Origin of the sequence: Flavobacterium supellecticarium (genome assembly GCF_004801375.1) — a bacterium.
Lineage (GTDB): Bacteria > Bacteroidota > Bacteroidia > Flavobacteriales > Flavobacteriaceae > Flavobacterium > Flavobacterium supellecticarium.
Genome location: NZ_SSNZ01000002.1, coordinates 22471 through 39227 on the forward strand (window position 1 = coordinate 22471; position 16757 = coordinate 39227).

The following is a 16757-nucleotide window of genomic DNA, read 5'->3' on the forward strand; positions in this document are numbered from 1 at the left end:
TTAACACATAAGATGTGTTAGAATAAAAATTTATGCCCCTAAAACCCATTTGCAGGTTAATCCTGCTAGTATTTCTATTGCCTTACAGTATTGTAATGGCGCAAAATGTCACTTTAAAAAACTATAAACAGAAAAATGGACTGCCCAGTAATGAGGTCTACGATATTTTTCAGGACAAAAATGGTGTCATGTGGTTTGCAACCGATAGAGGTCTTGCAAATTATAACGGAACCCAATTTAAAAAGTTCGAACTCAAAGACGGATTAACCGATATTACGGTCTTCGATTTCTTTCCGCAGGAAAATGATCAGATATGGTGTACCACCTTTAACGGTAAACTGTTTTATTTTGAAAATGGATCCGAAAAATTTATACCATACCGATACAACAACGTTATCGAAAATTTCTTTAAAGAAAAAAAGCTACCTGGATCTTTAATCATTTCTTTAGCTGTTGATGCTCAAAATGCTTTGCATTTTTTTATGGCTTCCGGTTTTTATCTTAAAATCGATGCAAAAGGCACTCTTACGTATATCTCAGAAATCAAACTTCCAACGGAAAAGCCGCGGTATTTTCATTATAAGGCAATTAATAAAAAACAAGGGATCGAATATTTTTCAAAACAAAAATCAGTATTTCCACCGTACGCCGGGATAAAAGAATCCATCAAACGATTTTTTAGTTTTAAAGGTATTAAGGTCGTATATTCGGAAAGATCGGTTTGGATTTACCCAAAAAATAAAAAGCCATTTCTGATTTCAGGTAAGAATTCCGAACCATTGGAAAGTGGCGAATATGACGCGGATCATTTCTGGATCAGTTACAGAGGGAAAGGAATAGTTGTATATGATACAAACGGAGCCGTTGTAAAAAGAGGGCTTAATGGACATTCCGTCTCAAGAGTTTTTAAAGATAATTTTAATTCACGATGGTTTTCAACGGTTGATGGGGGTGTTTTTTATGAGCAGGAAGTAAAAATAAATAAAAACATACTAAAAGGAACCTATATACATTCGTTAACGCGTAATGAAGAAGGAGAATTGTTTATAGGTTGCTATAATGGTGATGTCTATAAAAGAAATATAAAAGGAGCACTGGTATTGTTACACCGCGGGTTGACAAATAAACCGGCAATTGTACAATATTATAAAGCCGAAAAATGCACCTATTATATGGTCGATGAAATGCTTTATACTGATACGGGGAAAAAAATGATTTGTACCGGTGGTGTTTTAAAAGCATCGGATGATACACCGGTACCGATTATCTCGCGCTTTGGTCTCCTGAATGTAATAGAAGATGTACAGGTTCGTAAAACAGACACTTTACTGTTTCGGATACATGATGTTTCGGAGCATGACGGAAACTATTATGCTGCTTGGATGAAAGGCATTAAAGTGAGTAAGGGTGGGAAAAAATATGTGACAATCAATAATCGGCTACTTAATTACCGATTTGATGACATGGATTATGAACCGGAACGGAAGGTTTTTTATCTCGCCAGTTTGGGAGGCGGAGTGGTGGTTTACAATCCGCATACGGGTAAGACAATGAGTATTGACAAATCAAAGGGATTGTCGGATGATTTGGTGACAGAGGTATATATAGAAGATAAAAACACCATTTGGGCTTGTACCAACTATGGACTCAACAGGATTACATTTAATAAAGATGGTACATTTAAAGTGCACTATATTACAACATCCGATGGTTTGTCGGAAAACCAGATCCGGGATGTGGAAATTGTAAAAGACACTATATATGTAGCTACCGCTAATGGTTTGTGTAGCATCGCGAAAAATAACTTTGAAACCATCTTTAACAAAAGGAAATACTTTCTGCGATTAAGCTCCATAGCGATTAATAACACGATTTTGGAGGAACCGGCAAAACAGCTATCGTTGTCGTACGATAGAAATCAGCTCAATTTTGGGGTAGAATCGGTGGCCTATGGCAGAAAAGAACAAGTATATCGTTACAAATTAAAAGGACTGCATGAGAATTGGAATTATACCAGTGATCGCAAAATTGCCTACGAATTTATTCCGCCGGGGCATTATGAATTACAGGTACAGGTTTTGGAAGACAACCGTCTTTTTTCGGATGAGATGATTCGTTTGCCCATAACAATTCGCAATCCTTTCTGGATAACCTGGTGGTTTATTATTATAGTAATAGCAGGGGTAACAGCATTGATCTATCTGTTTTTCAGGATTCGGGTATTAACCTATAATAAAGACATTATCCGGGAACTATTGCGATTATGGGTTCGGAAGATCAAAAAGAAAGAAAAGTATTTTGTGTTTAAAGAACAAGGCAAGGAAATACGGATACCAACCAATACCATTTTATATGTCAAATCCTCCGGAAACTATATGGATATTGTTACAGAGGAAAAAGTATACGTCATGCGATGTAAAATAGGGGACTTTATTAGTAAAGTGCCTGATCCGTTGGAATTTTTACGGGTACATCGTTCCTATATCATCCGAATTGACAAAGTGGAACAAAAAACCAAAAAAATGGTATTGATCAAAAAACAGGAAATCCCGGTAGGCGAAACTTATCTCGAAGAACTGGATAAAATCGTTTTTTAAAAAGCGCTTTATAACGGATAAAAATGTTGTCCCAAAATAAAAGGTGTTTGTAAAACAGGTAGGTGTTGAGTGATAATTTCGTCACTATTTAGAATGGTGTTCATCACAAATTGCGATTTTACTGGTGTTTTTGGATATGATGCTAATAGTTTTGTGTTATTAACTTTTAAAACTAAAAACATGAAAAAAATTATTTTCGAGGTAAAAAGAGCTGCGATTGTGTGCGGATTGTTTTTACTAACAACCTTGTCGGTAAATGGGCAAACTTTGACTTTAGGGACGACAAATGCATTAAGTATGCCGGCTCCAACAACTTCCGGAAGTCCGGTTACGTATACGTATAATGTAACCATACCGTATTTTGCCAACCAATTAACCGGGACGTTTAATATAGCCGTTCCGTATTCTTGTCCGACAAATTATACAAAAAAGTTATTTTTAAGCAATGCATTAGGTGCAGTAAACTCATCATCTGGAAGCAATATAATAACAATTCCGGGGACATTGGGAGTTGGAGTAAATAGTTATACGGTAACCGGGTACTGTGAAGATGGGTCGAGTTTGCCGGATCCGGTAATAACAACATTTAATATCAAAATTATAGTGACGCGAGAAACAGCACCGTCTGTTAGCTTAAGTTTTGCGCCATATTGTAAGCTTACGCCTAATAGTAATCCACCACTGTATAATGGTTATATCGGATTTAATGTAACAGGAAATTATGCAAATGCCGGTAAATTATATTTAAGAGTAACAAATGCTTTGGGGACTTGTCCTACTGCCGATTATAAAGTGACCTTGTTGAATGCTTCCGGAGCAGCTACGGCTACTATTAATCCTACAGCTAGTTTTTACGATTGTGCCGCTGGTACAACCTATACAATTAAGCTGGTATATAAAACAACAAGTATGTCGGGAACGGCAATTAGCTATGTTGTGAATAGTGGTGAAATTGGTTGGACGGATTACAGTTGGACAAAAACATTCCGATCATGTCTAAACAAACTTGAACCTGTACCTGGAGATCCGGTATTTGGACGTAACGTAGCTGAAGACATGACGGCTGAGCTTGCAGATGTTAAAAAATACAACGTATATCCAAACCCAACCAACAGCGATTTGAATATAGCACCAGCCGAAGGGAAAGAGATTCGTAGTGCTAAAGTGATCGATCCAAGCGGTTTTGTATACGAAACCAAAGCGTTTCGTAACGGAAAAGGAAAGCAATCCATCAATATGAGTCATTTAAAGCCGGGAATCTATTTTGTAGAAATCGAAACCAACGAAGGGGTGTTTGTAGAAAAAGTAGTGAAAAACTAAATAACATTAAAAACGGTTTTGAGCTTGCCGTTTTTATCCGAAGCCTGTCAGGATGTAATGTGCCTGACAGGCTTTGTTTTTCTACAGATTTGTGATTATTCCCGTCCGCCGTCGAGTTTGTCCTGCCATTCTTTTAATTCCTGCCATTTTCCTTCGTACGCCATTCGGGCTTGTCGCGGCCATGTTGTAGGATTATGCATGGCAAAACGTTCACCGGCTTTATGGAGGATCTCATTGCAACGGTCTACCGAAGTTTCCGACAATGCTTTCCAGGAAAATATCCCCGAAGTGTTAAATAATTCTTCAATTTTAGGGCCGATACCTTCGATAATTTTCAGATCGTTTTCGGTAATTTTTCTACCGAGTACCGATGCGGCCAGTTCCGCATTAAAAGGTTCAATTATTGAGGTAGCGGCAAATCCTAATGAAGAACCCTGACGTTTCAGAGCATCCAGTTCGGCTGTAAGTGTTGCGGATTTAGACCGGCAATTGTCCAGATCAATTTGTAATTGCTTGGAATTATGATTACCCGATGCTGCTGATTTACCAAGTAAATAGCCTAATAATGCACAGATTAAACCTGTTATAACCGGGATGAGTATACATGGTGCATTCATATGTAATGGTATTAGATTAATGGATCGTGATTACGGTACGTCTGTTTTTAGCTTGTCCTTCTTTGCTAGTGTTGCTTTGTAGCGGATCGGCAGGGCCTTTAGAGTTACTATTGATTTTATCCGGAGCAATGCCATTTTGAATAAAATAATTTTTGGCAAAATCGGCACGTTGCTGTCCGATATGGATATTGGTTTCGCGGTTGCCGACATTGTCGGTATAACCTACGATATCCAGTTTGGCATTTTCCACATGATCGATATAGCGTATCATATCAGCTATTTTCTGACGGTCAGTTTCGGATAGAAGAATCTCAGTTTGTCCAGTGTTAAAATAGAGTGTCAGTGGATTGGCGTTCAATTGTGTTTTTACGGCTTGCCAGTCGGTTTCCGGCTTGGCTTCGGTAGCGGGTTCTACAAGGTCAAAGGTGATCGGTCCGAGTAGCGTTCCGTTCTGAACAATCAAGTCATCACTAATTTTGCCATTAATTTCAATTTTAGCGGAAGGGATTCCCTGGGAAACAAAATAATTTTTGACCTCGTTGGCCCGTGCATAGCCCAGATTTGGGAAAATGGAAGAATTGACTTCGTCTTGTAGCGCAAACCCGTTGATTTTTAATAATGCCGGACTATTTTCAAGAAATGATTTTAGAGAAGTCGCCCCGATTGCTATCGAATCGTCGACAGGAAGTAGTTTTTTAAAATCATTTTTTAAAAAATTAAAATTATCCTGTGCGTTAAAACGAATGCCGTTGCCTTTCAGGGCAAACGGATAGGCCGGATGTAGCATGGTACTGTCTGTGCTACGAATAGCTGTCTTGTCTTTTTCAGAACAGGTATTGCCACAATGGGCACAACAAAATTGATGGTACAAAAAACAACCGATAATTAGGGTTGCTAGTATACCAAGAAGGTAAGTAGCTTTTTTTGGCATAATCGGCAAATTTGATTTATTCTCAAATTTAACTAAAAATGCTTTTTATTTCTTTATTTTTGGTTAAAAAGTATATATTAATGTTGATTAAGTTGCCATATGCTTGCGTTTAGTACCCCTGCGAAAGTAACCCAGGCAAGATAGGGTAGCAACAGATAACCGGCAATTTTGTGAATCTTTCGAAACGATTGGTAAGTTTCGTAAATCATTAGCCATAGTATAATCAGCTCGATTAAAGCCAATAAAACATTGTGAAGTCCGAAAAATAAAAACGACCACAACGCATTTAATCCCAGTTGAATGGCAAAGAACAGCAAGGCTCTTTTAACGGCCTCACGTTCAAAATCAATCCGATTCCAAACCATTCCGGCTGCAATTCCCATCATAATGTATAACGTACTCCATACCGGAGCAAACAACCAGTTGGGCGGATTAAACGACGGTTTTACCAAAGTAGGATACCAGGTTTCAATACTGCCACGGGTTACAATTCCGGAAAAATAACCTACCACCAGACAGGTTACCACGATCATTACTATACGGGTGATGTTTTTCATACTTCAAAAATAAGCGAAATCTGGCAATTTTTTCAGATGGATCGCTATTTCAAAAAAAGTATCTTTGCGTAAATTTTTAAGGATATGTTTTTAGAAAAAGATTTTGTTTACAACGGAACGTTGGATGGTGTGGAAAACGGAAATTCCGAATGGAGTGCACCCAGCAATATTGCTTTGGTAAAATACTGGGGGAAAAAAGAACACCAGATTCCGGCGAATCCGTCGGTGAGTTTTACACTGAATAATTGTAAAACGATCACAAAAGTGTCTTTTTCTAAAAAAGAATCCATTACCGGTTTTTCGTTTGATCTCTTATTTGAAGGAAAAGAAAAAGAGTCTTTCAGACCAAAAATCCAGAAGTTTTTCGAGCGAATCGAAACCTATTGCCCGTATCTGAAAAACTTTCATTTTGTTATCGATACCTTAAACACCTTTCCACACAGTTCCGGAATTGCCTCCTCGGCCTCGGGAATGGCGGCATTGGCAATGAATATTATGGATTTGGAAAAAGCTTTAAATCCGCAAATGAACGAAGCTTATTTCTATAGCAAAGCGTCGTTTTTGGCGCGTTTGGGCTCTGGGAGTGCCTGCCGAAGCATAAAAGGAAATGTTGTGGTTTGGGGAACGCATAAAGAAATTGAAGGTAGCTCCGATCTGTTTGGAGTGGAGTTTCCGGGACAGATTCACGAAAATTTTAAGAACTATCAGGATACGATTTTGTTGGTTGACAAAGGTGAAAAACAGGTGTCGAGTACGGTTGGACACGATTTGATGCACAATCATCCGTATGCCGAAAAACGCTTTGAACAGGCGCATGTTAATCTGTCGCAAATCAAAAACATTCTGGAAACAGGCGATGTGGAAAATTTTATCAAAATCGTCGAAAGTGAAGCGCTTACTTTACATGCGATGATGCTTACTTCCATGCCGTATTATATCCTGATGAAACCTAATACACTGGAGATTATCAACCGCATTTGGAAATACAGAAGTGAAACCGGAACACCGGTGTGTTTTACACTCGATGCCGGAGCAAACGTACACGTCTTATATCCGGAATCGGTAAAAGAAAAAGTAGTGGCATTTATTCAGCAGGAATTAGTTGGCTATTGTCAAAACAGTCAGTACATTTGTGACGAAATCGGAAAAGGAAGCGAAAAGATCAATTAAAACTTTTTTTCACTACCTTTATACTAGATTTAGCGGTAAACCGTTTCTAAAGCAGGAAATACGTATATGAAAGGACCACTTTTTTACTCGAAAATTTTACTCTTCGGAGAGTATGGTATTATCAAAGATTCCAAAGGGTTATCCATCCCGTATAATTTTTATAACGGGGCATTGAAAATAGCCGAAAACCCAACTTCGGAATCGATAAAATCAAATGCGGCTTTACAACGTTTTACAGCCTATCTGGAAGATATTCAGGAAGAAAACCCGGAATTGGTAACCTTTAATATGGAAGCCTTACATGCCGATGTGGAACAGGGAATGTATTTCGATTCCAGTATTCCGCAGGGATATGGAGTGGGAAGTAGCGGTGCTTTGGTGGCGGCTATTTATGATAAATATGCCAACAATAAAATTACGGTACTGGAAAACCTGACACGCGAAAAATTACTACAGTTAAAAAATATCTTTGCCCAGATGGAATCCTTTTTCCACGGGAAAAGTTCCGGATTGGATCCGCTAAACAGCTATCTGAGTTTACCAATATTGATCAATTCCAAAGATCATATTGAACCAACCGGAATTCCATCGCAAAGTACCGAAGGGAAAGGCGCTGTATTCCTGATCGACTCCGGAATTGTAGGTGAAACGGCACCGATGGTGAATATCTTTATGGAAAACCTAAAAGATCAGGGTTTCCGTAAAATGCTAAAAACACAATTCGTAAAATATACCGACGCCTGTGTGGAAAACTTCCTGCATGGCGATGTAAAATCCTTATTTTCCAATACCAAAAAATTATCAAAAGTTGTTTTAAACAACTTTAAACCAATGATTCCGGAACAATTCCATCAGGTATGGCAAAAAGGAATCGATACTAATGATTACTACCTGAAATTATGTGGCTCCGGTGGTGGTGGTTACATACTCGGATTTACGCAAAATCTGGAAAAAGCTAAAGAATCCTTAAAAGATTATAAGTTAGAGGTTGTTTATCAATTCTAATTTATAACTTTTCGGTCGGAAAATTCCGCGGATGATAAATTAATAGCCAAAACCATGCTTACCCGTAAATCCAAATTGACTTTGATGAAGATACTCAGTTTGTTTTCTGTGGTACGGGGTTATAATATTCCGATTATTGTACTGGCGCAATACCTGTCATCGATCTTTATTCTGGCCAAAGACGAACGCGCATTGGATGTGATTCTGGACTGGCGTTTGTTTATTCTGGTGTTTGTATCTACGCTAACAATAGCTTCCGGATATATTATCAATAATTTTTACGATGCGCAGAAAGATCTGATTAATCGACCGAACAAATCAATGCTGGACCGATTGGTGAGTCAGCAAACCAAATTAAAAGTTTACTTTGGATTGAATTTCCTGGCAACGGGTCTGGCCTATAGCATATCCTGGCGGGCGGCTTTCTTTTTTGCAGTCTATATTTTCCTGATCTGGTTTTATTCGCACAAGCTTAAAAAATACCCGATTGTTGGAAATCTGACGGCTTCTGTTCTTGCGGTAATGCCGTTTTTCGGAATATTATTGTATTTCAAAAACTTTTACCACGTAATTTTTGCCCATGCGGGATTTCTTTTTCTATTGATCCTGATTCGTGAAATGATCAAAGATCTGGAAAATATCAAAGGGGATTTGGCTTCCGATTATCAGACTATTCCGGTTCGCTTCGGAACAAACGTATCGAAAAAAATGATAACGGCTTTAACAATAGCAACGGTTATTCCGGTGTTTATCCTGGTCGAAAAATATGATGTAGGCTATATGGATATTTACTTTTATATAGCATTGATCATCTTGATGTACTTTATCCGGTTATTGTGGAAATCGGAAACCCGTGAAGAATATGTACAGTTGCATATCATCTTGAAAACGCTTATTGTAGCCGGCGTTTTCTGTATTGTGCTAATTGATCCTACGGTTTTGGTAAACGGAAAAAAACTACTGGCCGGACTATAACAATCTTTCAAAATACTTTTTTAACACACAAAGAGATAAATAGTATCTTTGCAAAAATTTTTTAGCGAAATGAACAACGGAAAAGGAAATAATAAAAGAGGTTCTTCCAACGGCAAACCGGGTTTTGGACCAAAGAAATCAAGTGCGGCTGGGAAACCGAATTTTAAAAAAGACGATAGAAAAAGTAATTTCTCAAAACCGAAACCGGACTTTGAAAAAAAGCCGAAAGCCCCTAAAGCAGCAGCTTCGGATGATATTCGTCTGAATAAATATATTTCTAATTCCGGTATTTGCTCACGTAGAGACGCTGATATTTATATCCAATCGGGGAATGTAAAAGTGAATGGAGAGGCGATTACCGAAATGGGATATAAGGTAAAACCGGGCGATGTTGTTAACTTTGACGGAACGGTGATTACACCGGAGAAAAAAGAATACATCCTGCTAAATAAGCCGAAAGGATTTACTACGGCCGGCGATGGAGACGGAAATACGGCAAATGTATTGGATTTGGTACGTAATGCAACCAAAGCAAAACTACAATCGGTTGGACGTATGGATAAAAGTACAACTGGATTGTTGTTGTTTACAAACGATTCGGATATGGTTCGTAAGTTTACGGCCCCAAACCAACGTTCGTCAAAAGTATACCAGGTAACACTGGACCGTAACCTGAAATTCGAAGATTTGGAAAAAATCCAAAAAGGACTTACGATCGATAATTTTAGAGTATATGTAGAGGAGATTTCGTATATCGAAAACGAACCGAAAAGTGAAATCGGTTTAAAGATGAAAACCTCCAATGTAAAAGTTGTGCGTTCTATTTTCGAACATCTGGAATATGATGTGATTAAAGTAGACCGCGTTGTTTTTGCCGGACTGACCAAGAAAAATTTGCCTCGTGGAAACTGGCGTTTTCTGACTGATCAGGAAATTATAAACCTTAAAAATATATAAATCCACAATCCTGAAGCCAGCTTCGGGATTTTTTTACCGTACTAATGACACCAGAAACATTACAATCGATTGCTTTTCGCTGGTTTGATGCCTTCAATACCAAGCACCTCGACAAATTACTATCGCTTTATGATGATGAAGCACAGCATTTTAGTCCGAAATTAAAAATCCACCAACCGGAAACTAAAGGATTGGTTGTTGGAAAAGAGGCCATGCGCGCCTGGTGGCAGGATGCTTTCGATCGTTTGCCAAGCTTGCATTATAAAGTAACCTCGCTAACGGCCAATTCCGATCGTATCTTTATGGAGTATATCCGTCAGGTAGAAGGAGAAGACGATATGCTGGTTGCCGAAGTACTCGATGTAAAAAATGGAAAAATAATTGCTTCACGTGTATACCACGGATAAAATAAAAGTCCCGTCATTGGCGGGACTTTTATTTTATCCGGTCTTCAGATTTCCCATTGAATATATCATACATGGCAATGGCTACGATGCCTAATACATTTAGGGTTGTAGTTCCTAAAAGAATGGTTAAGACATTATCCGACAAACAGTAATTGTTATTATTTATTAAAATCTCCTCCACTTTCAAAAGCCAGCAGCTTACAATCAATGAAGACCAGATTGCCAAATATATCCGAAGATTGGTATTAATGGAATACCTTTTGTTTTTTAAAGCATTACAAGTGTATTTGATATAGTTTTTCTGACTCTTAAATGTTTCTTCTTCTTTTTTTGATTTATCATCGGTGCTGTTTGATTCCGAAACAATGTAATTCAAATTATTCTTTAAATCAGACGACATATTTATCCAGGTTGTTTGTTCTGATTTTGTTTTAAAAGGTGTTTATAGTGTTCTTTTATATAGGTATCGGGTATTTGCAGGGAAAAGTAATCGTTGTTTTTTATCGTATTCCATACGAATGACCAGGGAGAGTCTTCCTGATGGGTTTTGGCACTTAGCTCGATACCGTTATATTGACCGTAGACTTCCCATATTTTGTCGAGAAAGTTTTCATCTTCCTTGTTGCCTAAGGAGGGGGATCCGTTGTATTTTTCGATTGGAGCGTTTCCATATCTTTTGTATCGATGGTAAAGGCTGGGAATTACCGGGCCATATTTCCAGGCTTCCGGATTTTCGTCTATTAGGGCGTTGTCTGTAATTCCGAGATACCAGCCATGAGCGATGTAGACTAATTTGATTAGTTTCATTGGGGTTATGTTTTTGCCATCGCAATATTTGGCTAAGAAGTAGTTGGCTATTTGTTTTGGACTGTACATGGCTTATAATGATTTAGATAACTAAGGTACAATTTATGTTTGGGGGATATAGTAGTCTTAATCAATTTGACTTCCGTTTTACCACATAAGACTTCCAAAACTAATGCGTGTGAATTGAGAGGGGAATGGTATAAAAAAAGAGGTTGTCTATTTCAGACAACCTCTTTTTGTTTAGTTTTTCAATAGTTTGTTACCATTGTTCAAACCGCGTTTGTTGAGTAGCGGTGTGATGTTTGGTTCTTCACCACGGAATTTTTTATAAAGGATCATCGGGTCTTCAGTTCCTCCTTTTTCAAGGATGTATTTACGGAAGGCTTTTGCTTTTTCGGGATTGAATAGCGAAGTGCTTTTAAACGCTTCAAACGCATCGGTGTCCAAAACGCCGGACCAGATATAGCTGTAATAACCCGCTGAATAACCACCAGAGAAAACGTGGTTAAAATAGGTACTTCTGTAACGTGGAATAATAGAATGGATCAATCCGATTTTCTTCATGGAATTGGCTTCAAATGTAGTAGCATCCTGTGTGATGGCTCCGGTTTGTGTATGGTATTCCATATCCAGTAACGAAGCGGCCAGGTATTCGATGGTCGCAAATCCCTGGTCGAAAGTACCGGATTTTTGTAATTTTTCAATCAGCGCATCGGGAATTACAGCTCCGGTTTGGTAATGCTTGGCATACATTTTTAAAACTTCCGGCTCGGCTGCCCAGTTTTCCATAACCTGCGATGGTAATTCTACGAAGTCTCTTGGAACCGCCGTTCCAGCCATACTCTGGTAATTTACATTCGATAGTAAACCGTGTAACGCGTGACCGAATTCATGGAAGAAAGTCGTTGTCTCGTCAAATGTTAGTAACGTAGGTGCATCGCCAATCGGTTTGGAATAATTACAAACGATTGAAATCACCGGAGGAATACGTTTCCCGTTTTCCATTTGTTGCGCACGGTAGGAGGTCATCCAGGCACCACCGTTTTTAGAAGCGCGCGAATAGAAATCCATATATAAAGTACCCACGGGAGTTCCGTCTTTTTCCAGAACTTTCCAAACAGTGACGTCTTCATGGTATTTCGGAACATCTTTTAGTTCTTCGAATTTCAACCCATAAAGATTCTCGGTTACTTTAAAAATACCCTGTTGTACATTCTGAATGCTGAAATACGGTTTTACTTCCTGCTCGTCCAGATTATAACGTTCCTTACGGATTTTTTCAGCATAATAACGCCAGTCATACGGTTGTACGTCACCGGAAATACCATCGGCAGCCATCATTTTTTTGATATCGGCCGTTTCCAGTTTTGCTTTTTCAAGAGCCGGTTTCCAAAGTTGGGTTAACAATTCCGTTGCTTTTTCCGGAGTTTTGGCCATACTTTCTTCCAATACATAGGCAGCATGGTTTTTATAACCCAGTAAGCGTGCTTTTTCACCGCGAAGGTTAGCCATCTGGATCAGATTTTGTTTGTTGTCGAATTCGTTATTATTGTTGCCGCGGTTTTGATAAGCCGTCCAGATTTGTTTGCGCAGTTCGCGATTGGAAGCATATTGTAGGAAGGGCATCACACTCGAATTACTTAGTGTAAATACCCACTTTCCGTCCTTTCCGGAAGCTTTGGCTTTGGCTGCTGCGGCAACGATCAGTTCGTCGGGTAAACCGGCTAGATCGGCTTTTTTATCAACCACCAGTTCGTAGGCATTGTTTTCTTTTAGAATATTGTTGCCAAATTTTAAAGATAACAGTGATAACTCACCGTTGATTTTGCGCAGCTTTTCTTTGTCTGCATCCGACAGATTAGCACCACTGCGTACAAAAGCTTTGTATTTTTTCTCCAGTAAACGGGATTGTTCCGGAGTTAGTTTTAAGGTCTTACGCGCATCCCAAACGGCTTTTACCCGTGCAAATAATTTCTCGTTCAAATAGATATTATCGTTGTGTTTGGACGATATCGGAGCCATTTCCTGAGCGATCGCCTGTAATTGGTCGTTTGTATTAGCCGAACTCAGATTACTAAAAACAGTCGCAACCCGGTTTAAAAGCTGTCCCGAATTTTCGAGCGCCAGAATGGTATTGTCGAAAGTTGGTTTGGCCGGATTATTAGCAATGGCATCGATTTCCTGTTGGTGGATTTTAATACCTTCCAGTAAAGCCGGTTTAAAATGTTCGTTTTTAATCAAATGAAAAGGAGGGACTTCATAAGGAGTGTTGTACGCGGCCAAAAGCGGATTGGTTGGATCGCCGTTTCGCTTGGATTTGTCATCGTTCCCTGAAAGTAAAGACATTCCCACAGTTGTAAGAATCAGAACAGTTTTTGTAATCATGATGTTATTTTGATTAATTTAGTTATGTAAAAATAACAGAAAAAGTGATTACCGTCGGTTATGGCACATTTTGTTAACGAATTTTTATGAGCCGATTACGGAATATTCTGTTAAAATTTGAAAATTAGATAGTACTTTTGTAGTATGAAGCGCTCCCCTAAAAATATAATCCTCAAGACCCTTAAGATCATTGGAATCACAATTGGTAGTATACTGCTGTTATTATTCCTGATTCCGTTGCTGTTTCCGGGAACGATTGCCGAACAGGTAAAAAAAGCCGCAAATCAGAAACTGGATGGCGAACTGAATTTTAAAGAAACGCATTTGTCGTTTTATAAGCATTTTCCGTCGTTAACGGTTTCGCTGGATGAATTTTCGTTAAAAGGATCGGCACCCTATCGAAACGATACTTTGGTGGCGGCAAAAGAGGTGGCCTTCGGGATCAACCTGAAGCGGCTTATTTTCGACAATCAGGTGAGTATTGACGAGATCTATTTATCCGATGGACAAGCGAATATCAAAGTAGACGAACACGGACACGCGAATTATAATGTCTATATTTCGAATGCACCAAAAACAGCCGATACTACAGAATCGGCTTCCATCCGACTGGATCGGATCGAAATTAAAAATGTCGATTTAAAATACAACGACCTTTCGGCCAAAGTCGCGATCGATGCCAAAGATTTTAATTATATCGGAAAAGGTGACTTGGATAAGTCTATTTTTGACCTGACAACTAAGGCGCGAATCGGATCACTGGATTTCGCTTTTGACGGAGAGACCTATCTAAAAAACAAAGTGGTTAACGCCGATTTGCTTACACGAATCAATACCAATTCCTTGTCGTTTGTTTTCCGACAAAATAATCTGAAAATCAATAAACTTCCGGTGAAGTTTATCGGAAAACTGAACTTCCTAAAAGATGGATATGATATCGATATTCACGTAGAAACCCAGAATAGTAACCTAAACGATTTGTTTACCGCGATGCCACCGGCCTATGTGACCTGGTTGGAGAAAACAAAGGTTCAGGGACAAACGGATGTGTTGTTTACGTTTAAAGGAATCTACAACGCTTCTCAAAATAAAAAACCCGATTTAGGATTGGCGGTAAACATCCGCGACGGTTTTATCGCTTATAAAGATACGCCCTTTCCAACCTCGAATATCTTTTTAAAATTCAACACCCGAATGCCGTCATTAAATCCGGATTTACTGGAAATCGATATGGATTCGATTCACTTTAATGTTGGGAAAGACTTTTTGGCTGGAAAACTGTATTCCAAAGGAACCAAACATATCAACGTAAACACGGATATGAAAGCCAAACTGGATCTGGAAAAATTAAACCGCGCTTTAGGATTGGAAAAGGTAGAAATCAAAGGATTGCTAACCACGAGTATTAAAGCCAAAGGCGATTATGATGCGGCTCAGAAACTATTCCCGGTTACTGATGGGTTTTTAGCCTTACAAGGTGGACGATTAAAGACACCGTATTATCCAAACCCGATCGATTCCATTCGAATCAATGCGCGTATCAAAAATACAACGGGTAACTATAAAGATCTGATGGTAAAAGTAACGCCGGCCTCTTTTCATTTTGAAGGCAATCCGGTGTTTGTCGCAGCCGATTTATCGAATTTTGAAGATCTGGCTTATAAAGTCAACGCTAAGGGTGAAATTGACGTCGCAAAAGTCTATAAAGTATTCCGTCAGGAAGGACTTGACGTAAAAGGGTATATCAAAGCCGATTTGTTTTTGCAAGGAAAACAAAGCTATGCGACTACGGGTCAGTATGGTAAAATGAATAACAAAGGAACCCTGGTGTTACGGGATATTACGGCAAAATCGCAGTTTTTTCCAAAACCGTTCCTAATCAAAGAAGGTTTGTTCCGATTTGATCGCGACAAAATGTTTTTTAACGATTTTAAAGCGGGCTATGGGCAGTCGGATTTTAATTTGAATGGGCAGTTACAAAATGTGATCAATTATGTATTGAACGATAAAAGTGTTCTTTCCGGAAACTTCGCATTGCAGTCCGATTTTCTAAATGTGAACGAATTTATGGCCTACAATCCGGATGGTGTCAAAACGAACAATTCCAAGGTCAATGCGAAAAAAACAAAACCGAAAGAACCAACGGGTGTTGTTGTGGTACCTACAAATCTGAATGTTTCGGTTGTGGCCAATGCGAAAAAAATAGACTACGACGGTTTGGTGCTGAATGACATGTCTGGAAAAGCAATGGTCAAAAAAGGAAAAATCATGTTGCGCAATGCGGGTGTAGGAATTATCGGAAGTCGGATGACATTGGATGGTGTTTATGACGATGTAAGTGCCGATAAAGCGAACTTTAGTCTGCGTTACCGTGCAAAAGATTTTGATGTGAATCGTGCCTATCGCGAAGTAAAACTATTCCGCGATTTAATGACATCGGCCGAAAAAGCCGAAGGAATCATAGGTGTAGATTACCGTTTACGCGGCGTACTCGATCAGAACATGCAACCGATCATGCCATCGTTAAAAGGAGATGGTGTGGTAACGGTTAAAAAAGTAAAAATAAAAGGACTGAAATTGTTTTCGGCGATCAGTAAAAAAACAGGATCCGACGGTATCAACGATCCGGATTTAAGTGAAGTGGAAATCAATTCGAACATTAAAAATAATGTGATCACTATTGATGAAACGTTGATCAAAGTAGCTTTATTCCGTTTGAAATTCAAAGGGCAAACCAACTTTGCTGGTCAGATGAATCTGCGAATGCGTTTGGGATTACCGCCATTCGGATTAATCGGAATTCCGGTTGTGATTACAGGAAATAAGGACAATCCTAAAATAAAAGTATTTAGTAAAACGGGCGAAGAGGTTCCGGAAACCGAATACAAAGGTACACCGGCACCGGTATCACCGCCAACACAATCGGAACCAAAACCGGAACCGACGGCAACACCTGCACCGATAACTCCAAGAGCAAAGGAATAGTAAAAACACACTCATTTTATGAGTGTGTTTTTAACGATTAGAAA

The 16757-nt window shown here is 38.9% G+C and carries 14 protein-coding genes; 8 read left to right on the plus strand and 6 right to left on the minus strand.

Translation table 11 applies throughout. The features are described from left to right. Positions 1–32: 32 nt before the first annotated feature. Complete coding sequence (locus E6C50_RS04855) at positions 33–2597, plus strand: ligand-binding sensor domain-containing protein (protein ID WP_136402097.1); 2565 nt, start codon at positions 33–35, stop codon at positions 2595–2597. Between the two features lie 180 nt (positions 2598–2777). Beyond that, complete coding sequence (locus E6C50_RS04860) at positions 2778–3917, plus strand: T9SS type A sorting domain-containing protein (protein ID WP_168732748.1); 1140 nt, start codon at positions 2778–2780, stop codon at positions 3915–3917. Positions 3918–4012: 95 nt separating this feature from the next. On the opposite strand, the gene E6C50_RS04865 is transcribed toward E6C50_RS04860, so the two are convergent. The 3 genes from E6C50_RS04865 to E6C50_RS04875 form a co-directional block, all read right to left on the minus strand. Continuing rightward, positions 4013–4534 carry a hypothetical protein gene (locus E6C50_RS04865; protein WP_136402099.1) on the minus strand — a complete coding sequence of 174 codons (522 nt, stop codon included), beginning with the start codon at positions 4532–4534 and terminating at the stop codon, positions 4013–4015. 16 nt (positions 4535–4550) lie between these two features. Then, positions 4551–5465, minus strand: coding sequence for an OmpA family protein (locus E6C50_RS04870; RefSeq protein WP_136402100.1), 915 nt, complete (start codon positions 5463–5465; stop codon positions 4551–4553). 77 nt (positions 5466–5542) lie between these two features. Continuing rightward, positions 5543–6022, minus strand: coding sequence for a TspO/MBR family protein (locus E6C50_RS04875; protein WP_136402101.1), 480 nt, complete (start codon positions 6020–6022; stop codon positions 5543–5545). Between the two features lie 84 nt (positions 6023–6106). Here E6C50_RS04875 and E6C50_RS04880 point away from each other — a divergent pair, with 84 nt between their 5' ends. The 5 genes from E6C50_RS04880 to E6C50_RS04900 all read left to right on the plus strand — a co-directional run bounded on the left by E6C50_RS04880 (position 6107) and on the right by E6C50_RS04900 (position 10536). After that, complete coding sequence (locus tag E6C50_RS04880) at positions 6107–7192, plus strand: diphosphomevalonate/mevalonate 3,5-bisphosphate decarboxylase family protein (RefSeq protein WP_136402102.1); 1086 nt, start codon at positions 6107–6109, stop codon at positions 7190–7192. Positions 7193–7258: 66 nt separating this feature from the next. Then, positions 7259–8197, plus strand: coding sequence for a mevalonate kinase family protein (locus E6C50_RS04885; protein ID WP_136402103.1), 939 nt, complete (start codon positions 7259–7261; stop codon positions 8195–8197). Between the two features lie 54 nt (positions 8198–8251). Beyond that, positions 8252–9172 (plus strand): geranylgeranylglycerol-phosphate geranylgeranyltransferase, encoded by a 921-nt coding sequence (locus tag E6C50_RS04890; protein WP_136402104.1) that lies wholly within the window; start codon positions 8252–8254, stop codon positions 9170–9172. A 69-nt stretch (positions 9173–9241) separates the two neighbouring features. After that, on the plus strand, positions 9242–10129 hold the full coding sequence (locus E6C50_RS04895) for a pseudouridine synthase (protein ID WP_136402105.1): 888 nt from the start codon (positions 9242–9244) through the stop codon (positions 10127–10129). A gap of 44 nt (positions 10130–10173) precedes the next feature. Continuing rightward, entirely contained in the window at positions 10174–10536 is a 363-nt protein-coding gene (locus tag E6C50_RS04900) for a nuclear transport factor 2 family protein (RefSeq protein WP_136402106.1), read from the plus strand. Positions 10537–10564: 28 nt separating this feature from the next. Here the strand turns inward: E6C50_RS04900 and E6C50_RS04905 are convergent, their stop codons facing one another. The 3 genes from E6C50_RS04905 to E6C50_RS04915 form a co-directional block, all read right to left on the minus strand. After that, positions 10565–10936, minus strand: coding sequence for a hypothetical protein (locus tag E6C50_RS04905; protein WP_136402107.1), 372 nt, complete (start codon positions 10934–10936; stop codon positions 10565–10567). 2 nt (positions 10937–10938) lie between these two features. Next, positions 10939–11343: a Panacea domain-containing protein gene (locus E6C50_RS04910; protein WP_168732750.1), complete on the minus strand. Its 405-nt coding sequence runs from the start codon at positions 11341–11343 to the stop codon at positions 10939–10941. A 240-nt stretch (positions 11344–11583) separates the two neighbouring features. Further along, positions 11584–13728 carry a M3 family metallopeptidase gene (locus E6C50_RS04915; protein ID WP_136402109.1) on the minus strand — a complete coding sequence of 715 codons (2145 nt, stop codon included), beginning with the start codon at positions 13726–13728 and terminating at the stop codon, positions 11584–11586. Positions 13729–13872: 144 nt separating this feature from the next. Here E6C50_RS04915 and E6C50_RS04920 point away from each other — a divergent pair, with 144 nt between their 5' ends. Beyond that, positions 13873–16713, plus strand: a complete 2841-nt coding sequence (locus tag E6C50_RS04920; protein WP_136402110.1) for an AsmA family protein — start codon at positions 13873–13875, stop codon at positions 16711–16713. Positions 16714–16757: the final 44 nt, after the last annotated feature.

What these genes read in the sequence shown, in the direction of transcription:
- E6C50_RS04855 (WP_136402097.1), top strand. Translation starts at nt 33, where the DNA reads ATGCCCCTAAAACCCATTTGCAGGTTAATCCTGCTAGTATTTCTATTG.
- E6C50_RS04860 (WP_168732748.1), top strand. Translation starts at nt 2,778, where the DNA reads ATGAAAAAAATTATTTTCGAGGTAAAAAGAGCTGCGATTGTGTGCGGA.
- E6C50_RS04865 (WP_136402099.1), bottom strand. Translation starts at nt 4,534, where the DNA reads ATGAATGCACCATGTATACTCATCCCGGTTATAACAGGTTTAATCTGT.
- E6C50_RS04870 (WP_136402100.1), bottom strand. Translation starts at nt 5,465, where the DNA reads ATGCCAAAAAAAGCTACTTACCTTCTTGGTATACTAGCAACCCTAATT.
- E6C50_RS04875 (WP_136402101.1), bottom strand. Translation starts at nt 6,022, where the DNA reads ATGAAAAACATCACCCGTATAGTAATGATCGTGGTAACCTGTCTGGTG.
- E6C50_RS04880 (WP_136402102.1), top strand. Translation starts at nt 6,107, where the DNA reads ATGTTTTTAGAAAAAGATTTTGTTTACAACGGAACGTTGGATGGTGTG.
- E6C50_RS04885 (WP_136402103.1), top strand. Translation starts at nt 7,259, where the DNA reads ATGAAAGGACCACTTTTTTACTCGAAAATTTTACTCTTCGGAGAGTAT.
- E6C50_RS04890 (WP_136402104.1), top strand. Translation starts at nt 8,252, where the DNA reads ATGCTTACCCGTAAATCCAAATTGACTTTGATGAAGATACTCAGTTTG.
- E6C50_RS04895 (WP_136402105.1), top strand. Translation starts at nt 9,242, where the DNA reads ATGAACAACGGAAAAGGAAATAATAAAAGAGGTTCTTCCAACGGCAAA.
- E6C50_RS04900 (WP_136402106.1), top strand. Translation starts at nt 10,174, where the DNA reads ATGACACCAGAAACATTACAATCGATTGCTTTTCGCTGGTTTGATGCC.
- E6C50_RS04905 (WP_136402107.1), bottom strand. Translation starts at nt 10,936, where the DNA reads ATGTCGTCTGATTTAAAGAATAATTTGAATTACATTGTTTCGGAATCA.
- E6C50_RS04910 (WP_168732750.1), bottom strand. Translation starts at nt 11,343, where the DNA reads ATGAAACTAATCAAATTAGTCTACATCGCTCATGGCTGGTATCTCGGA.
- E6C50_RS04915 (WP_136402109.1), bottom strand. Translation starts at nt 13,728, where the DNA reads ATGATTACAAAAACTGTTCTGATTCTTACAACTGTGGGAATGTCTTTA.
- E6C50_RS04920 (WP_136402110.1), top strand. Translation starts at nt 13,873, where the DNA reads ATGAAGCGCTCCCCTAAAAATATAATCCTCAAGACCCTTAAGATCATT.